The 17584-nt window shown below is 44.5% G+C and carries 16 protein-coding genes; 7 read left to right on the top strand and 9 right to left on the bottom strand.

Going from position 1 to position 17584, the window contains the following annotated elements; translation table 11 throughout:
* Nucleotides 1–127 precede the first annotated feature (127 nt).
* The 5 genes from R8O11_RS08475 to R8O11_RS08455 all read left to right on the top strand — a co-directional run bounded on the left by R8O11_RS08475 (nt 128) and on the right by R8O11_RS08455 (nt 5104).
* Nucleotides 128–508 carry a DUF3302 domain-containing protein gene (locus R8O11_RS08475; protein WP_005375135.1) on the top strand — a complete coding sequence of 127 codons (381 nt, stop codon included), beginning with the start codon at nt 128–130 and terminating at the stop codon, nt 506–508.
* Nucleotides 508–1638 carry an HlyD family secretion protein gene (locus tag R8O11_RS08470; protein WP_005375134.1) on the top strand — a complete coding sequence of 377 codons (1131 nt, stop codon included), beginning with the start codon at nt 508–510 and terminating at the stop codon, nt 1636–1638. Before R8O11_RS08475 ends, R8O11_RS08470 begins: the two co-directional genes overlap by 1 nt.
* 335 nt (nt 1639–1973) lie before the next feature.
* Nucleotides 1974–2522 (top strand): ECF-type riboflavin transporter substrate-binding protein, encoded by a 549-nt coding sequence (locus R8O11_RS08465; RefSeq protein ID WP_005375133.1) that lies wholly within the window; start codon nt 1974–1976, stop codon nt 2520–2522.
* Nucleotides 2523–2528: 6 nt separating this feature from the next.
* Nucleotides 2529–4268, top strand: coding sequence for an ABC transporter ATP-binding protein (locus tag R8O11_RS08460; RefSeq protein ID WP_318194076.1), 1740 nt, complete (start codon nt 2529–2531; stop codon nt 4266–4268).
* Nucleotides 4265–5104 (top strand): energy-coupling factor transporter transmembrane component T family protein, encoded by an 840-nt coding sequence (locus R8O11_RS08455; protein ID WP_138939430.1) that lies wholly within the window; start codon nt 4265–4267, stop codon nt 5102–5104. The genes R8O11_RS08460 and R8O11_RS08455 overlap by 4 nt, the downstream gene beginning before the upstream one ends.
* 122 nt (nt 5105–5226) lie before the next feature.
* Here the strand turns inward: R8O11_RS08455 and R8O11_RS08450 are convergent, their stop codons facing one another.
* The 4 genes from R8O11_RS08450 to napG form a co-directional block, all read right to left on the bottom strand.
* Nucleotides 5227–5508 carry a YrhK family protein gene (locus tag R8O11_RS08450; protein WP_025768568.1) on the bottom strand — a complete coding sequence of 94 codons (282 nt, stop codon included), beginning with the start codon at nt 5506–5508 and terminating at the stop codon, nt 5227–5229.
* A gap of 206 nt (nt 5509–5714) precedes the next feature.
* A complete protein-coding gene (locus tag R8O11_RS08445) occupies nt 5715–6896 on the bottom strand; it encodes an MFS transporter (RefSeq protein WP_005375129.1) in 1182 nt (393 codons plus the stop codon).
* Between the two features lie 199 nt (nt 6897–7095).
* A complete protein-coding gene (napH, locus tag R8O11_RS08440; RefSeq protein ID WP_065275473.1) occupies nt 7096–7950 on the bottom strand; it encodes a quinol dehydrogenase ferredoxin subunit NapH in 855 nt (284 codons plus the stop codon).
* Nucleotides 7950–8720 carry a ferredoxin-type protein NapG gene (gene napG / locus R8O11_RS08435; RefSeq protein ID WP_005383947.1) on the bottom strand — a complete coding sequence of 257 codons (771 nt, stop codon included), beginning with the start codon at nt 8718–8720 and terminating at the stop codon, nt 7950–7952. The genes napH and napG overlap by 1 nt, the downstream gene beginning before the upstream one ends.
* A gap of 395 nt (nt 8721–9115) precedes the next feature.
* Here napG and R8O11_RS08430 point away from each other — a divergent pair, with 395 nt between their 5' ends.
* Nucleotides 9116–9616 carry a GNAT family N-acetyltransferase gene (locus R8O11_RS08430; RefSeq protein WP_017820512.1) on the top strand — a complete coding sequence of 167 codons (501 nt, stop codon included), beginning with the start codon at nt 9116–9118 and terminating at the stop codon, nt 9614–9616.
* 46 nt (nt 9617–9662) lie between these two features.
* Here R8O11_RS08430 and R8O11_RS08425 read toward each other — a convergent pair whose 3' ends face one another.
* Nucleotides 9663–10640, bottom strand: a complete 978-nt coding sequence (locus tag R8O11_RS08425) for a phosphotransferase (protein ID WP_017635481.1) — start codon at nt 10638–10640, stop codon at nt 9663–9665.
* Nucleotides 10637–10912, bottom strand: coding sequence for a GNAT family N-acetyltransferase (locus tag R8O11_RS08420; protein WP_017635482.1), 276 nt, complete (start codon nt 10910–10912; stop codon nt 10637–10639). The genes R8O11_RS08425 and R8O11_RS08420 overlap by 4 nt, the downstream gene beginning before the upstream one ends.
* A 127-nt stretch (nt 10913–11039) precedes the next feature.
* Between R8O11_RS08420 and R8O11_RS08415 the strand changes: the two genes are divergently transcribed.
* Nucleotides 11040–11786, top strand: coding sequence for a flagellar brake protein (locus tag R8O11_RS08415; protein WP_042521645.1), 747 nt, complete (start codon nt 11040–11042; stop codon nt 11784–11786).
* 124 nt (nt 11787–11910) lie between these two features.
* Here R8O11_RS08415 and R8O11_RS08410 read toward each other — a convergent pair whose 3' ends face one another.
* From R8O11_RS08410 to R8O11_RS08400, 3 genes are all read right to left on the bottom strand, one after another.
* The gene (locus tag R8O11_RS08410) at nt 11911–12870 is read right to left on the bottom strand and encodes a porin (RefSeq protein WP_017635483.1); all 960 of its coding nucleotides are present in this window, start codon (nt 12868–12870) and stop codon (nt 11911–11913) included.
* A gap of 396 nt (nt 12871–13266) precedes the next feature.
* Nucleotides 13267–14895, bottom strand: a complete 1629-nt coding sequence (locus tag R8O11_RS08405; protein ID WP_005375120.1) for a methyl-accepting chemotaxis protein — start codon at nt 14893–14895, stop codon at nt 13267–13269.
* Nucleotides 14896–15188: 293 nt separating this feature from the next.
* The gene (locus R8O11_RS08400) at nt 15189–17549 is read right to left on the bottom strand and encodes a Lon protease family protein (protein ID WP_005375118.1); all 2361 of its coding nucleotides are present in this window, start codon (nt 17547–17549) and stop codon (nt 15189–15191) included.
* Nucleotides 17550–17584: the final 35 nt, after the last annotated feature.

The raw sequence follows: 17584 nt of genomic DNA, 5'->3' as shown, positions 1-17584 counted from the left end.
TGGATACTTACATCGCATAAACATAATTCCTACATAAAAACCGCTTGATTCATCTGTAGTTAAGACAAATACTTAAATTGTTAATTTACGTAGATTTTCCATTTCGCAATACGCACAGGTAGGTAAGATGTTTCTAGACTATTTTGCACTTGGGTTACTCATCTTCGTTGCTTTAGTGATCTTTTACGGAATCATTGTCATCCATGATATTCCATATGAAATCGCCAAAGAGAGAGAGCACCCGCACCAAGACGCAATTCACTACGCTGGCTGGGTCAGCCTTTTCACTTTGCATGCGCTGTGGCCATTTTTATGGATCTGGGCAACATTATGGCGCAAGGAACGCGGCTGGGGTTTTAAACAACTAGAACAAGAAACACACGACATTCATCACCGCCTTGAAGAACTCATCGATGAAGTCAACGAACTCAAAAACGAAGTATCGATGTTGAAACAACAAAAGATTCAGCAAAAGCCTTTGCCTGAACAAAGTAAAGAGGACGAATAATGGACTTATTGCTGATTCTGACTTACGCAGCTCTTTGTATTGCCATTTTTAAAATTTTCAATATTCCTCTAAACAAATGGACCGTTCCAACCGCCGTACTTGGCGGCGTAGTGTTAGTGGGCACACTCGTGCTGCTTATGAACTACAACCACCCATTTACTCAATTGGGTAACCAAGTGTTCCCGACTACGCCTATCGTCTCTGGCGTGCGTGGCCGCGTGGTGGAAGTGCCAGTCCAGGCCAACCAACCGCTCAAAACGGGCGATATTCTTTTCAAAATCGATCCTGTGCCTTTTGAAGCAGAAGTTGCTCGCCTGGAAGCGAAAGTCAAAGAAGCAAGCCAAGGTGCGTTGGGCTTAGAGTCTGATCTAAGAGAGGCAGAAGCTGCTGTATTGAAAGCGCAAGCGGACAGAGATAAAGCACAAAGGGAATTTAGCCGATATCAAAGGGGCTTTGATCGTGGCGCGTTTACTGAACAAGATTTGGATACTCGACGCCAAGCGTATAAAGCGGCAGAAGCCATGTTAGACGTTGCGATTTTGCAACAAGAACAAGCGCAAATCGCTCTGGACTCTGAAATCGGAGGCGAAAATACCCAAGTCGCGCAACTTCTTGCCGAGCTGCGTAAAGCAGAGTTTAACCTAGAGCAAACCGTCGTTCGTGCGCCAACCGATGGTTACGTTACGCAATTGGCTTTACGTCCTGGTGTTATGGCTGTGCCGTTGCCACTTGCCCCGGCAATGACCTTCGTACATACCGAAGACATTACGTACACCGCGGCATTCAGACAAAACTCATTACAACGCTTGAAGCCAGGCTTTGAAGCAGAATTTATGTTCCGCGCTATCCCGGGCAAAGTGTTCCGTGGCGAAGTCATTGACGTGATTCCAGCCATTGGTGAAAGCCAAATTCAAGCGCGAGGCGCTCTGCTTGGGACTGATGCCTTGCGCACGAGCGGACGTGTTTTTGCGAAGCTGAAAATTACCGACGACTTGAGTGGATACCACCTACCAATGGGTACTGCGGTTGAAGTTGCAGTTTATTCAGACAGCTTTACTCACGTATCAGTGATGCGCAAAGTGCTTATTCGTATGAAGAGCTGGCAGAACTATTTATACCTCGACCATTAATGAACATATAGCGCATTCATTTATCGGTAAAAATAACATCAAACAGTGTAATCAGGGGCTGACGATCAGCCCCTGATTCATTCTAGCCATCCAGATAGATAGCATTCCCACTTTTATTAATATTCTGTATAATGCGCGCCTTATTTTTAATGCTTGCTAAAACCAAAGCCAGTCAAAGGGATGCGTGAATCAAATCACACATTTCCTGAAGAAAAATAGAGCAAACAATAAGCAGCTTGGTTGTTTTGAATATATGTTACACAATCAAATAACTAACGCTTTCCGACAAAACAATTAAACGTTCTTTAAAATCGACTATTGAACTGAGGTTATCTATGAATCTTTCCGCTAAAACTGTTGTGGTTATTGCAATCGGTGCTGCTCTTTACGGTATCGGCGGCTTACCTATGTTTGGCATCCCTGTGTTTGCAAACACAACGCTAAAACCAGCCATGGCAGTATTAGCATTGTTCTCAGTACTATTTGGACCACTTGTTGGCTTCTTGGTTGGTTTTATTGGTCACTGGGTTACTGACCTATTTGCTGGTTGGGGCGTATGGCTCACTTGGGTACTTGGTTCAGGTATTGTTGGTTTGATTATCGGTCTATTCCCTTCTCTAACGCGCTACCGTTTGGAGAAAGGTGATTTCAATATGAAAGACTTCGCGTTATTCGTAGTACTTGCGCTATTAGGCAACGTATTTGGTTACGGTTGCTCTGCATTCCTCGACACGATTTTATACGCAGAACCGTTCACTAAAGTGTTTACCCAGCTTTCTATTATCGCGATCGGTAACACCATTCTTATTGCTATTGTTGGCTTCTTCATTCTTAAGTCTGTCGCTAAACGTAACAAGCAAAGCCGTAACTTAACAGAGGCTTAATGTCGAATGACAATCGAATTTTCTAACTTCTCTTTTAGATATGAGTCGCTGGACAAACCGACGCTAAAAAATATCAATCTAAGGATAGAGAAAGGAGAGAAAATCGTCATTATCGGTCCAAGTGGTAGTGGTAAATCTACCCTTGGGCAATGTCTTAACGGACTGATCCCACACGCAATCAAAGGGGAAACCAGTGGAACATTGACCATCAATGGTCAAGACACCGCCCCTTTCGACATGCACCAATACACTGAGCAAGTTGGCACCGTACTCCAAGATACGGACAGCCAATTTGTCGGTTTGAGCATTGGCGAAGACATTGCATTTGCGCTGGAAAACCAGCTAACTTCAAATATCGACATGTACCCATTGGTCAAAGCCACGGCCAAAATGGTCGACTTGGAACAGATGCTAGAACGCTCACCCCACGATTTATCTGGCGGGCAGAAACAGCGTGTTTCTTTGGCGGGCATTCTCGTCGATGACGTCGATATCCTTTTGTTTGATGAACCACTAGCTGCGCTTGACCCTAAAACGGGTAAAAAAACCATCGAGATCATCGATGATCTACACCGCGAAACGGGCAAAACCATCGTAATCATTGAGCATCGTCTTGAAGACGTTCTGCATTGCTCAGTTGACCGTATTATCTTGATGGAAAGCGGCAAAATCATTGCCGATACAACGCCAGATGAAATTTTAGCGTCGCCTTTGCTAGAAGATTACGGCATCCGCGAACCGCTTTATATTTCAGCACTGAAAGAAGCAGGCTGCGCGATTGAGGGCGATGCAAAACCTTCTAGCTTAACTACCTTACCGTTGGAGCAATATAAACCGGCAGTACAAGCATGGTTTGATGGTTCAACAGCACAACCGCCCAAAACGCCAGCCGAGACTTTGCTTGAAGTCCGTGGCCTCACCTATTCTTACGACGGTGAGAAAAACGCGTTAGAAGACGTGAGTTTTGACATCAAGCGTGGCGAGTTTGTCTCTGTACTTGGCAAAAATGGCTCGGGTAAATCGACCATCACCAAACTGATTATGGGCGTTATTGAAGCGGATAGCGGCTCAATGAGCATGAATGGTCAAGATCTTAACGAACTGACCATCTTCGAGCGTAGCCAGAAAGTGGGTGTGGTGATGCAAAACCCGAATCACATGATTTCCCATCACATGATTTTCGACGAAGTGGCCTTCGGCCTCCGTAATCGTGGCGTTGAAGAGAAACAAATAGACGCTAAAGTACTTGAAGTCCTAGAGCTGTGCGGTTTGAGCAAATACCGTCACTGGCCAATCGAAGCATTGAGTTATGGCCAGAAAAAGCGCGTAACCATTGCGTCAATTTTGGTCTTGGAACCAGAGCTTCTGATCCTTGATGAACCGACGGCAGGTCAGGACTATCGAAACTACACGTCTATGCTGAGTTTCATCGAAAAGCTCAATCGCGAGTTGGGCGTAACCGTGATGATCATCTCTCATGACATGCATTTAGTGTTGGAATACACCTCGCGCTCTATCGTGATTGCAGACAGTAAATTAGTCGCGGATGCACCAATGACGCAGGTATTCAGCAGTCCAGAGCTACTAGGCCAAGCAAACCTCACTACAACAAGTCTGTTTGAGTTGGCTACGAAAGTTGGCATCGAAGACACCAATGGCTTTATGCAGCATTTTATCAATGTAGAAAAAGCGCACCTCCAACGAAAAAGCGGCGAAGTAAACCAACCAGAGAAAGCAGTGGCATGAAAGACAACAAAATGAAGTTTGGTATCAACTACATCGATACCCAATCGCCACTTCATAAGTTGAATGGCATTACTAAGTTCTTGCTTTTCATTGCTTGGGTAACGGTGGTATTGACCACATTTGACTTGCGAATCATCGCGCTGTTGATCGTGCTTGGTTTAGGCTTATTGAAAATGACCAAAGTGCCCTTTCATGTCTACAAACCGCTGTTATTCGGTACAGGCACGGTATTACTGATCAATGCCCTGTTTATGTTCGCGTTAGCGCCGCAACAAGGTACTGAGTTCATGGGCTCATCAACGGTTTTACTCTCGTTACCCGGTAATTACTCGCTCACTCAAGAAACATTGTTTTACCTAGTAACAGTGACGTTGAAGTACTTCAGCATGTTCCCAATCGCGTTGGTGTTTGTATTTACCACTCATCCGACAGAGTTTTCAGCCAGCTTGAACCGTTTAGGTGTGCCTTACAAAATCGCCTATGCCGTAAGCTTAACGCTGCGCTACTTGCCGGAAGTGAAAAAGGACTTTGTTAACATCATGCACGCGCAACAAGCACGCGGAGTAGAACTGAGCAAGAAGGCTCCGTTGTTCACTCGTATGAAGAACGTCGCGAAGATTCTTGGACCTCTGATTTTCTCTAGTTTAGACAGAGCCGATCAAATCTCAAACGCGATGACGCTACGTGGTTTTGGCCGCCACTCCTCTCGCACTTGGTACAGCTTAAAACCACTGACCAAAGCCGATATGATCTGCATGGCTGGGATTGCGGTGATAGTGATTGCTGCGATCAGCAAGCGTGTGATGGACACACAACTGTTCTGGTATCCGTTTTAAATTCTGAAGCTTCAAACTGAACATAACGTGGTTAGTGTTGTGACCACGTTATCTTCCGTCTTTCCCCTCGATAACTCGCCTGCTGGCTTCTTGCTTGCAAGTATTCAAAAGAAGCGGTAATTTCAGCGGCTCGCTGATGTGCCAGAAAGTTGCTTATTCAAACGACCAACATGAACTAAACTCATCAGTTTTATCAGGGGCTTAATGATCAACTGCGCACTGCCCACGATGAAAAGCCAAGTACCACTTTCAATCAACGAATCATTCAAAAAGAAAAAGCTACCAATTAAAAACCAAATAGCAATGAGTAGGTCGTTTGCAGCACCTAACGCCTCATAGCGGCGCTGAATAACGATGTGACGGCTTCCTAGATCTAAATCCAACTCTCTGCCATGTATCTGCACTGTATAGCTCCCCTCTTATTGTTTCGCGTCAGTTATGCCCAAGTTATTTCGAAATACTTAGTTCTAAACCCTAACGGACGTAGCATGCATTGACAACCATTGGGGGGATTATCTATTTGCAATCAAAAGAAAAGGGCGCATAAGCACCCTTTTCAGCGAGTCTAATTACAGGTATTCGCTTTAATGATTAGATAGTGAGTGCCAACTTAACTCCACTTCAACAAGCGAGTTTCGTTGCCTTCTTCCGGCTTCGCTGGAATATTGAGTGACAACAGCAAGCTCACTGCTGCCATACCAGCGCCGATGTAAAATACGCTAGCAGGTGAAACCAGCCAAATCACACCAAACGTAACAGGTATTACAACCGCCGCAATATGGTTAATCGTAAACGCAACGCCCGCGGTCGACGCCATATCTGCTGGGTCGGCAATTTTCTGGAAGTAGGTTTTAATCGCAAGCGCTAACGCGAAAAATAAATGATCGACAACATACAATGCTGCCGCCCACTCAGCCGTTTGCACCAAACCGTACCCGACGAACACGAAGATCAAACCGACGTATTCAAACATCAACGCTTTGCGCTCACCTACAACGCCGATAAAACGGCCTATTCGCTTCGCAAACAAGAAGTTAAAGACATAGTTAATCAGGAACAGCAACGTAATATCTGCGGCGGAGTAACCAAACTTTTCTACCATCAAGAAACCAGCGAACACCGTAAAAATTTGACGGCGTGCTCCACTCATAAACGTAAGCGCATAGTATAACCAGTAACGTTTACGCAGGATGAGCTTCTTGTTCTGAGGCACTTTTGTCTTAAATTGTGGGAAGGCAAATGCCATCACCAAAATGAGCACAAAACCTAAACCACCAGCCATTAAATAGACCGTTTTAAAATCAAGTTTGAGCTGTTCGAGCGAAACCCAAATGGCGCCGTAGGTAAACAGAGAAGCCAAAGCTCCAACAGAAATAAACTTACCCAGCATTTCTGGCGCTTCTTCTTTAGATAGCCATTGTAAAGACAAAGACTGCTTGAGTGTTTCAAAGTAATGGAAGCCGGTGGACATTAACAAGGTTGTAAAAAGTAGACCGTACAAAGTGGGAAAATAACCTGTTAATGCCGTACCAAGCGTAAGCATCGCCAAAGAGACGAGCATAAAGCGTTGCTCTCGGATAAACAGCAATACAAACACGGCGGTAAAGGCCAAAAAACCCGGAATTTCGCGCACACTTTGCAATAGGCCTATGTCGGCACCATCAAAGTTTGCTTTCTCGATAACAAAGTTGTTCAACAACGCCATCCAGGTAGAAAAAGCAATGGGCACGATAATGGAAATTAACAGGAGGAAATTTTGCGGCGTTCTCCAGCCGTGCGATGAGGTAGTCATGATGTTTCCTTTAAATATGAAGGCATCATCATAGCTTTAAATGTAACAAATTCGCAATATCATTATTATTTTCAGCCCAGAGCAAGCAGATATGGCTGAGGGATATTGTTATGAAGATAAACATCGCGCTTAACTCCTTGGCTAAGCGCGATGTTCAAGTATCAAGAGAAATAAAGCATGAGTAAATGTGCTCAGTGGCTTAATCAATGACTTTTACTGATAGGCGATTTTTAAATTCAAACACATGTTCTGGACATACATCCAAACAACGACCACAGCTAATGCAGTTTTGATCCATAACTCGACGATCTCCCTCTTTCAAAGGCTGCCGAAGCACTTCTGGTTCTGGGCAAACGTAAAAGCAATCCATGCATTTGGTGCAATCTTCGCGGCGAACAGCAGTAACGCGCAACAGGCTTTTTCGGCCTATCACGCCATAGGTAGCCCCCAGTGGACATAAGTGCCCACACCACCCATGCTCAACCAAGAGTAAATCCAACACGAACACCAGGGCGATCAACACCCAACCTGCGCCCATACCAAACACCAACCCGCGATGCAGTGCCGCCACTGGATCTAACCATGTCCAAAGAATTGCGCCAGACAGCGCACTGCCCAACATCAAAACAGGGATCAGCCAATAACGAATCACGGGAGACCAACGATAGCTCGCTTTAATGTTGAGCTTTCGACGCAGCCACGCCGCCAAGTCTGTAACGATGTTCAACGGGCACACCCAAGCACAAAATGCGCGCGGCGCCAAAATCGCGTAAAACGCAACGACAATCACTACGCCTAACAACGCATTAAACTCCGGAACATGCCCTGTCGCCAAAGCTTGAAGCACAATTAACGGGTCACTTAACGGCACGGTATCGAGCAACATACTTGATGACAGATTACCAGTTAGAATTCCCAACGTCGGCCCAGCCATAAACAGCGCAATGATGGTGAACTGACATAGCCGACGTAAAATCAAAAACCGATGCGCGCGCCACCAACCAAGCTTTTCAAGCGCTTCTTTGCCAGCATTTTGAGCTAAATTCTTTGCCATTACTTACCTCCTTTTAGCGATTCAAGCGCACCTTCCGGCACAGGCGTCTCACTAGGAAGGATATTTTCGAGTGGTTTGTCGATCTCTTTCCAACCAAAATTGTAGTGGCTGCCCACTTTGCCTTTCGCCAAATCCGTCGGGACGACTTTAATAGCAGCGACATCCAACACGCACGCTTGTTCACACTTACCGCATCCGGTACACACTTCGGAATTCACTGTTGGGATAAGTTTGGCGTGATAACCGGTTCGGTCGTTGTGAACCATCTCTAATGTGATGGCTTCATCAATCAGCGGACAAACGCGATAACAAACGTCGCATCGTAACCCTTGCCAGTTAAGGCAAGTTTCATGGTCAATAAGAACCGCTGTACCCATTCGAGCATCATCAATATCGGTTAGTTTCGGATCCAGCGCCCCACTCGGACAAGCGACAACACAAGGAATGTCTTCGCACATTTCGCAGGGAATATCGCGTGCAGTAAAGTAAGGTGAGCCAGTCGCGACGGGTGAAAGTAATGTCGCAAGTTTCAAGGTATCGTAAGGACATGCCTGAACACACAAGCCACATCGAATACAAGCTGATTCGAAATCGCCTTCCGGCAGTGCACCAGGCGGACGAATAGGCACACCTTTGGTTTCTCGAGCTTGGCTTTGTAGCGATTGTAAGCCCAATACACACGCAGCTGCGCCAACACCAGCCGCAGTTCGAGCTGTATCACGCAAAAATCGGCGCCGACTTTGCGATATTTTAGACTGAGAGGATTTCATGCTATTTCCTCAACAAAACTCCCTTATCAAGTTAAGCATAAATAGCCCTAAACGTGTCGTTTCCCTATACCTCATAGGAGGTAACCCCATCCTCTATTGATTCAAGTCAACTGACGCACAGTGCCGTCATCACAGTTTGACTAAATGCGTTTATTTACTGCGACATGAAATTCACCACGATACTCTGCAGTACGCACCATTCTCAGTACAATAATTCAACACCTTTGCAATCTATTCGCTCAATTCGATGATAAATCACTACTGAAAATTAAAAAAAAGACATCATAACAAGCTAATTTAAAAGGCATTTATCCATTAAACATAAAAAAATACTATCCAAATAAGAAAACTGTGGTTAGATTAAAAATTAAAACTAAAAAGCGAAGGAGAGAGGCATGGAAATTATCGTACGTCCAACGACCGTCGAAGACGCAGCGGCACTCGTAGAAATCTATTCACAACCAAAAGCACAGCGTGAAACCCTGCAACTCCCAAAGCCTTCGCTCGCGATGTGGGTGGAAAGATTGTCAAACATACCTGATGGTGTTTATAGCTATGTCGCTGAAATTGATGGTAAAGTCGTCGGTAATATTGGCTTTCACCACTCTCTACGTCCAAGAACGATGCACACGGCATCGTTTGGCATCGGAGTACATGATAGTTTCCACGGACTCGGTATTGGTAGCAAATTGATAGAAACCGTCACTGAACTAGCAGATAACTGGTTAAATGTGAGAAGAATTCAGATAGAGGTCAATGCCGATAACGACGCCGCCATTGGGCTTTATAAAAAGCATGGATTTCAAATTGAGGGTGAAGCGATTGACGGTTCCTTCCGTGATGGTGAATTCATCAATACCTATTACATGGCGCGCATCAGACCAGGCCAAAGATAAAACAAAGCCTCCTACTAATTGGAGGCTTTTCTTTTTAAACTTCGACTCACTTTCGTAAGTAAGCCAACGCTCTGCGAGTCAATGCTTCTGTGTAGGGATTGATCTTCCAGTGGTCGGAACTCCAACCTTTCACAAATCGCTGAAAGTCTGCCCAAGCCACAGCAAACAAAGGACGCCATTCACGCTCGACTTCATTAGGGTCAAGATTCGGTTGATAGACCATTAGCGCGTATTGCAACTGAGCAAAATACGTATCCAAAACCCAAACTTCCATCTCTGCACAACGTTCTGGCTTAACGGCGCTACTCATAAACAGTGCCACATCTTTCATTGCACACCCACATCCAACGTATTGAAAGTCAACCGCAGCAACGCTTGATTCTTCTTCATCAAAACAGAAGTTCGCCAATTTGGCATCACCATGTACTAGTGTTTTAAACTTAGCTTGCGAAAGCGTTTGATCAATCAATTGAGCCGCATTTTGTAGCTCAGTGTCTTGCAATGCTTCAAGCTCGTCGGGTCTGGTTGCTAAGTGCCAGTATGTACCGGTATGCCACAACTTATCCGAACGAACATCGATGTATCGCGCATGAAAGTTCGCCAACCAAGTGAGGCAGGCTTGTAGATGCTTTAGCTGTGCATCTGTGATGACTTTTGGAAAGCCCACCTCGGCGAGATCTTCCATCACAATGAGCCATTCATTCTCCGATTGGAACGTTTTTAGACCTTGTGGTACTCGGCAGCGAGTATCCACCCCTCCGGAAAAATACTCATACCAATTCACTTCCACCTGATAAGAGTGCAACTTTCTTTGATGAGAACGGTCCGTATTCCAGCCTCTAGGATGCTCTGAAGGCTTAGGGAGTTTTACATGCTTAATGATCACCGAACGAGTAGAATAAGTAACTTGGACTAACTCTCCATAGCCTCCCCATAGCGATTGTATGACTTCTACAGAGCGGTAATTACCTAGATTGAGTTCCTGGCCAATATTTTGGTAGCGTTGGTGGTTGTTACTCATCATGCGAGCAGATGTGACCACGTTTGGTTCTTCTCCATGTAGTGAATAACATATGGGCAAACTGGTTTGATTTGATAACCGAGTGACTCAATTTCTGGCAACACCGCTTCCATCATCACTTTTCCGTACCCCTTACCTCGCAGTGCTTCAGGAACAACCGTTGATGTAATGTGCATGACATTACCCTTAAGCTGATAAATCACCTTGGCTTTATAACCCTGCTCTAAATCAACCCAGAATGTACTATTCGTGGTCTCATGAGTTACTTTATGCATATCTTGCTCTCTAATTTTTGTTACAGATTGATTGAATCAAACTATATCACTGAATAAAATCGATACCATGCGAGAGTGCTGCTTCGCCTCACGCGATTACCTTCTTACATCAGGTACGACAATTATAATGAGAAATATGAGCCCAATTGCCAGAGACGGCAAGCTACCTCTGCAAAGCAAGAAGGCACCAGAACGTCAGGCAAGTACATTAAATAGCACCGATGCAATGGCAATGGTCGAACATGGCAGTGAAGTGAGCTTAAACGTCACCACCCCCGTTGGTACAAAGTTTATTACAACCAGCACATTTGTTGGCTGTCACTCAAATAATACTGCATTGATAGAGGTTCCGAACATCTCCGATGAAGACTTGAAGTTCTATTTTCAAGAAGGCTTTTGGATCAATGTAAAAGCCTACTCTCATCGAGGTGAAGGGGCCGTTATCCCATTTCGGGCCCAATTACAGCATCGACTAGGCGATCCGTACCCAATTTTGGTGCTAGACCTACCCAACACTATGCAGGTCTTTCAGCTTCGCAAAGAAGTGCGTTACGAAGTAAATTTGAGAGCGCGTGTTTGTTTAGAAGCCTATCGAACTGAATGCGAAATAAGAGATTTATCTCGTAGTGGCTGTCGTTTTGTAACATCACCAATGAGCCGACCACTTCAGGTTGGTGACCACGTTTCATTGGATCTAACGATGCCCGGAGAAAGTCGTATGCTAGCGCCGTTGCGAGGTCGTATTTGTAATTTACAAAAATCAACGCATTATGCTCGCTACGGAATGGAGTTTGATGAGGTTGGTAAAAACAACGCTAAAAACCTCCTCAGTCACCTCAAATTTGATGGGACTAAGCTCACACTAAAAAGATAGATTTGATAACCCCTATCGCTTATCAAGAAGCTTTGAAGTGCTAGAAAACAAGAAACCCCTTACTTTTCAGTAAGGGGTTTTTATTTACTAAGAATAAGGCAGTATCTTAGATAAGAGTCATGACTTAGAAGTCGTAACGTAGACCTAGCGCTAGCTCATCTTTTTCAGCCGCGCCTTCGTTATCCATTAGATCGAAGTTGTATGATGCGTAGCCACGGAAGTTAGGCTTGAAGTAGTAAGTTACATCAACAGCTAGGTTTTCTACAGTATCTGCGTCTTCTAGTTCACCTTTGTTGAACGTAGAAGTGAATACAGTTTGACCCATAGTGTAAGCAGCGGCTAGTTCGTAGCCTTTGTAATCAAAAGTCTTACCTGCAACATCCATATCCGCGCCAGTGTAGTTACCAGCGAAGTAGAAGTCACCTACAGAGTATGCAGCTACCAGCATGAACTCATCGTTGTCGTTTTGATCTGCGTAACCAGCACCTAGTTCAAAACCAGTGTTAGCAAACGCGTAAACACCAGATAGAGAGAAGCCATCTTCCTCGTTGTCTGTAAAGCCTTGTGCATCTGTTGTGCGATCAGCAAAACGGTAGCTTGCGCGTACAGCTAGTTGCTCGAATTGGCCTTTGTAAGACAGCATGTTATCTGTACGGTCAGAAACAGGCAGTTTAAGTGCTGCTGTGTTACCGTGGTAAGCCATAATGTCAGTAAAGTCAGTAAGAACCACTAGTGCGCCGTCGTTTTTACCGTAAGTTACTTCACCGTATTTGCCACCCAGACCCGCATAAGCGTAACGAGTTTCAAGATCACTATTGTTATCTACGGCACCTTCTTCTTTTGTTTTGAACTCACCTTCCCAAAAACCAACGCCGTATAGGTTTTCATTGATTTCCTGTTTGCCTAGGAAGTTAAGACGGATGCGAGTACGGTCTTCTGCCTTACCATCCATCATAGAAAGACGCGCTTCAGCGCGGCCGCCCATCTCAAGAGAAGTGCCATCTTGGTTGTATAGTTCTGAAGCGACAACTTGAGATCCTGATGCCATTAGCGCCACTGCTACAGCTAAAGTTTTTAATTTCATTTTTATTTTCCATATCATTGTTTTATATGTGTTTTCTCACCAGAAAAACAGGACTTTTCTGTACCAACGAGAAAACTGGCGGCATAGTAGCAGTTGTTATTTTTCACGCAACGTGTTGAATAAACAGCGCTTATAGAAGAAAACACCACTTAAAATGACGATATGAATACCTCTCAACCATCAAGTTATCGGTTGAGTTAAAAAAAATGTTCGCGTCAAAAAAAAATTGACGAAAAAAATGTAAAAACAATATCACAAAACGTGATATTGCCCGCAAAAAATATTGTTAACTGACTGTTTTAGATAGACTTATTGATAATAAATCCGATTATTACAAACAAAAAAATCCCTGAGCATTCACTCAGGGATTTAGAGATTTGATAAGTAGATGATGAATTAAAGCTTAAAGAAACTTAATTGCTCTTTCTGCTTCTCTGCAAGTAATGAAAGCTCAGTACTCGCACTTGCACTCTGGCTGATGCCCGCTACGTTTTGGTTTACAAGCTCCGACATGTTAACCACGTTGCGATTGATATCTTGAGTAACTTGAGACTGTTCTTCGGCTGCGGTTGCTACTTGCGTGTTTGAATCGTTGATGTTGGCGACTGACTCGGTAATTCCAACCAACGCTTCATTCGCTTGTTGCGTCAGCTCGTTGTTGCGGCTAAGCATATCAAGGCTGACTTGCATACTGTCATTCGCAAGCCCAGACTGCGCTTGAAGCTCTTCAATGATCGTTTGGATCTCTTGTGTCGAGTCTTGAGTACGCGCTGCTAGCATGCGTACTTCATCAGCTACTACCGCAAAACCACGACCAGACTCACCAGCTCGCGCCGCTTCAATCGCAGCATTCAATGCTAGCAAGTTGGTCTGCTCAGATACGCCGCGAATCACTTCAATAACATCGTTGATCTGTACAGATTGCTCTTTTAGACGCAAAACAACTTGCGCTGCATCGTTCAATGCTTGAGACATTTGCGCACTTGCTTCCGCACTTTCTTGGAAGATAGCCAAACCTGATTGAGCAAGTCCATCAGCTTCACGCGCGGTTGCGTCAGCAGAGGTCGCGTTATCACTCACATTATTCGCAGTGCTTGCAAGCTCGTTAACCGCAGATGCAACTTGCTCGATCTCCGCCAACTCTTGTTGAGCGTTCGCTTCCGCTTGCGTCATTACCGCAGCTAATTCGGTCGATGCAGATGCAACTTCCTCACTAATACGGGTTAACTGGTCCACAGTGTTGTATAACTGCTCTGCGGTTTGGTTTACATCTTTGCTCAGCTTAGAGATCTCATTGTCCCCATCGACATCTGCACGTACTGATAGATTACCCATTGCTAACTGACGCATCACTTCTTGCAGCTTTTGGATTGGTGTAACAATCATGCCAGATAGGAACCAAGCGCCTATCAATGAGAAAGCAAATACCGCTAAAACCGTCAACATAGCGTTATTTTGCACACGTTCATTTTGCTGATGACTTCTGATAGTAGATTGTTCAGCTTGCTCGTTTACATGCTTTGATAGTGTGTTAATTTGTTGGACCATTTCTCGGCCAACATTGCGATACTCTTTGACAAATGCACGGTACTCGCTATCCGATTTCAAACCTTGATCGTATTGGTTGAAGAAAGCAACTGAGCGCTCTGAATATCGCACATAGGATTCAATTGCTTGGCGAACTTTAACGGCATCGTCACGGAATAGGTTTCGGGCTTCAATTGCGCTTAAATCGGCATCAACTTGCTTTAAGCCTTCTTTCAATTCGGTTAGAAAATTCTCACGACGAGAAGCATCGTAAATAGCGTAAACCGCGCTTATGCGCAGAGGGTAAATTTGGTCGTCAATACTCGCCAATGTGTCTTTGTGAAAAACCAAAGATTCTTGGTTGGAAGCAATAACATCTTGCTCTGCTTGAAGATTGTTTTTAGTAATCCAAAGAGCAATAAACAAAACAATCGCGGTAAATAATACCGGAACCAAAATTTGCGTTCGTACTGACAAATTTTTCAGTGATAACTGCATGACAGGGCCTCAGTTGTATGCGTGATGTCTATATCCAAACAAACTCGAGCAGTGCTTATAACAACGTTACTTTTCGGCAGTTTGAATATCTATGCTTCCTTGCGACGGGATAAATCCCAGACGAATAAACAAGTGGCGAATATTAGAGGTCGATCACACTTTTGTCTAGTACAAAAACTCTCCATTTTCAATCTGTTATTGACAATATCCCGACAGTAGCGTCGGGATATTGTCGTTATGATAACTTATGATCACTTATGATGAGATACATTCACATTTAGGACGGTTTCAGCCTATTTTCTCAACGAATTGAGCTTAGCTTGAGCAAGGCCAAAAATGGTATCGATTGGATAAGAACCTTCATCGGTTGGCTCACCAGCAACTTTCCCCGTAAACAATTCGATAGCTTCAGTAACATGGTCAATCGCCCAAATATTAAACTCGCCTTTTTCGACTGCTTTCACGATGTCGGAACGAAGCATTAGATTGTGAACATTAGAGCGCGGAATAATGACTCCCTGCCCGTCATGACGACCTTTAATTACACACACATCATAAAAGCCTTCGATCTTTTCGTTTACGCCACCAATAGGCTGAGCTTGACCAAATTGATTCATCGACCCTGTTATCGCAATGTCTTGTCGGTTTGGTTGCTTTGAAAAAGCAGACACAACCGCACATAACTCAGCCATGCTGGCACTATCACCATCAACACCACCATAAGATTGCTCAAAGGTAATGGTTGTCGTTAATGGCACTCGTGCCGTTTTACCAAATACGGAAGATAAGTAGGCAGACAAAATCATTACGCCCTTAGAGTGAATACTGCCCCCCAAATCCACGCTGCGCTCGATATCGATAACATCCCCATCACCGTAACACGTCGTCGCTGTGATGCGATTCGGTGCACCAAACATGTAGTCACTAGTGCTCAATACCGAAAGTGCGTTCACTTGGCCTACGGCTTCTCCTTCGGTGCGAATCAGCGTTGTGCCGTTAATAAAGGTTTCCATTACGTTATCGCGTAATCGGCTTACTCGCATTTCTTGGTTATTGAGCGCCTCTTCAACATGACCAATACGGATCATGTTGGAGTTGGCTTGACGAGCCACGTAATTCGACTCTCGAAGCAAGTTGGCGATATTAGCCGAATGTAGAGATAGCTTGGATTGGTCGCCAGACAAACGTGAGCTGTATTCGATGATCCGAGCAATGGCTTTGCGATCGCAATGCAGCATATTGTTGTCATGCACCACGCTAGAGATAAAGCGCGCGTAATGCAGCTCAGACTCCGGCGTACGTTTCATTTCGTCTTCGAAATCTGCCGTCACACGGAACAACTCGCTGAACTCTGGATCGTAATGTTGGAGTAATTGGTAAGTTCGGTAATCACCAAATAAGATAATTTTGATATCAAGCGGAATCGGTTCAGGATCGAGTGATACCGCCCCCGTCAATGTGACTTCTTTTTCTAGAGACGTAAAACTCAATTGACGAGCACGCAATGCGCGCTTCAAACCATCCCAAACGTAAGGCTGTTCAAGTACTTTCTGAGCATCCATTAATAGAACGCCGCCATTCGCCTTATGCAAGCTCCCTGCACGAATCAGCGAGAAGTCGGTAAACACCGTTCCCTTGAAAGTGGCAGTCTCAATCGACCCGAAGAGTGAATGATAGTTGGGATTTTCTTCAACAACGATAGGAAATTCGCTGCTTTTACGGCTTACCAAGACGTTCACTTTATAACGACGTGGCAATTTTTTATCCAAGGATGCCGTCGCAATTTCGCCTTGCTCGCCACTTTGGTCAAGGAAGATATCTGCGTTTTCAACAATATCTTTTTGCAGCTCAGTTAAGTAGGTTTTGATTTCGGAATATTGCGCGTAATCCACTTTGAGTTTTTTGATGAAGTGAGTAATCACATCAAGCGTCACTTCATCATTGAGCTTTTTGATTTTATCGCTGTATGTCTCTTCCCACTCCGTAAGCTCACGAACCATCGAGCGCAATCGCACTTCGAGTTCATCAATAGCATCGCTGAATTGCTCTTGTTCTTTTTTGCTTAGTACATCAAAGGACTCTTCCGTATGAAGCTCATCACCGTTCATGGCGACAAACTGATAATCCCCCTGCGTAGTCAGTGTTAGGCTGATGCCCTTTTCTTTTGCCTCTCGACTAATACGATCCAGCTCGTTTTGTTGCTTAGCTGCCAATTGATTTTTTAATCGCTCAGCGCGGCTAAAGTACATTTCATTGTCGAATGCTAGGGGTAAAGCATTTAATAATTTGCCCATTAAAGCTTCAATATCAACACGTAGCTTATTTCCGATACCACAAGGCAGCTTTAATACCTTTGGTGTACGGGTATCCTCAAAGTTCGCAACGTAACACCAATCAAACAGGGCTGCTGCATCGTGCTGGTGACGATTCAGATAGCGCAAGATCATGGTGCGTTTACCTAGCCCATTCTGACCAATGGCGTAGATGTTATACCCTTTCTCTTTGATGGACATCGCAAACTCGACCGCTTTTTGCGCGCGCTCTTGGCCCACGATTTCATCAATTGGAGGTAACTCCTTGGTCGACTTACATGGCATATTCTCTAGATCTGCTACAGAATATAGCTGCTTAGCTTCCAATCTTAGTATTGCCATATCCACTTCCTTTTTTCTTATTTTCGTTATTTGAG

The organism is Vibrio sp. 1288 (genome assembly GCF_033344475.1).
This window is presented reverse-complemented; position numbering and strand designations above follow the sequence as displayed.

Excerpts from the sequence above, each read along its gene's own strand:
- R8O11_RS08475 (WP_005375135.1), top strand. The coding sequence starts at position 128 with ATGTTTCTAGACTATTTTGCACTTGGGTTACTCATCTTCGTTGCTTTA.
- R8O11_RS08470 (WP_005375134.1), top strand. The coding sequence starts at position 508 with ATGGACTTATTGCTGATTCTGACTTACGCAGCTCTTTGTATTGCCATT.
- R8O11_RS08465 (WP_005375133.1), top strand. The coding sequence starts at position 1,974 with ATGAATCTTTCCGCTAAAACTGTTGTGGTTATTGCAATCGGTGCTGCT.
- R8O11_RS08460 (WP_318194076.1), top strand. The coding sequence starts at position 2,529 with ATGACAATCGAATTTTCTAACTTCTCTTTTAGATATGAGTCGCTGGAC.
- R8O11_RS08455 (WP_138939430.1), top strand. The coding sequence starts at position 4,265 with ATGAAAGACAACAAAATGAAGTTTGGTATCAACTACATCGATACCCAA.
- R8O11_RS08445 (WP_005375129.1), bottom strand. The coding sequence starts at position 6,896 with ATGACTACCTCATCGCACGGCTGGAGAACGCCGCAAAATTTCCTCCTG.
- napH (WP_065275473.1), bottom strand. The coding sequence starts at position 7,950 with ATGGCAAAGAATTTAGCTCAAAATGCTGGCAAAGAAGCGCTTGAAAAG.
- napG (WP_005383947.1), bottom strand. The coding sequence starts at position 8,720 with ATGAAATCCTCTCAGTCTAAAATATCGCAAAGTCGGCGCCGATTTTTG.
- R8O11_RS08430 (WP_017820512.1), top strand. The coding sequence starts at position 9,116 with ATGGAAATTATCGTACGTCCAACGACCGTCGAAGACGCAGCGGCACTC.
- R8O11_RS08425 (WP_017635481.1), bottom strand. The coding sequence starts at position 10,640 with ATGATGAGTAACAACCACCAACGCTACCAAAATATTGGCCAGGAACTC.
- R8O11_RS08420 (WP_017635482.1), bottom strand. The coding sequence starts at position 10,912 with ATGCATAAAGTAACTCATGAGACCACGAATAGTACATTCTGGGTTGAT.
- R8O11_RS08415 (WP_042521645.1), top strand. The coding sequence starts at position 11,040 with ATGAGAAATATGAGCCCAATTGCCAGAGACGGCAAGCTACCTCTGCAA.
- R8O11_RS08410 (WP_017635483.1), bottom strand. The coding sequence starts at position 12,870 with ATGAAATTAAAAACTTTAGCTGTAGCAGTGGCGCTAATGGCATCAGGA.
- R8O11_RS08405 (WP_005375120.1), bottom strand. The coding sequence starts at position 14,895 with ATGCAGTTATCACTGAAAAATTTGTCAGTACGAACGCAAATTTTGGTT.
- R8O11_RS08400 (WP_005375118.1), bottom strand. The coding sequence starts at position 17,549 with ATGGCAATACTAAGATTGGAAGCTAAGCAGCTATATTCTGTAGCAGAT.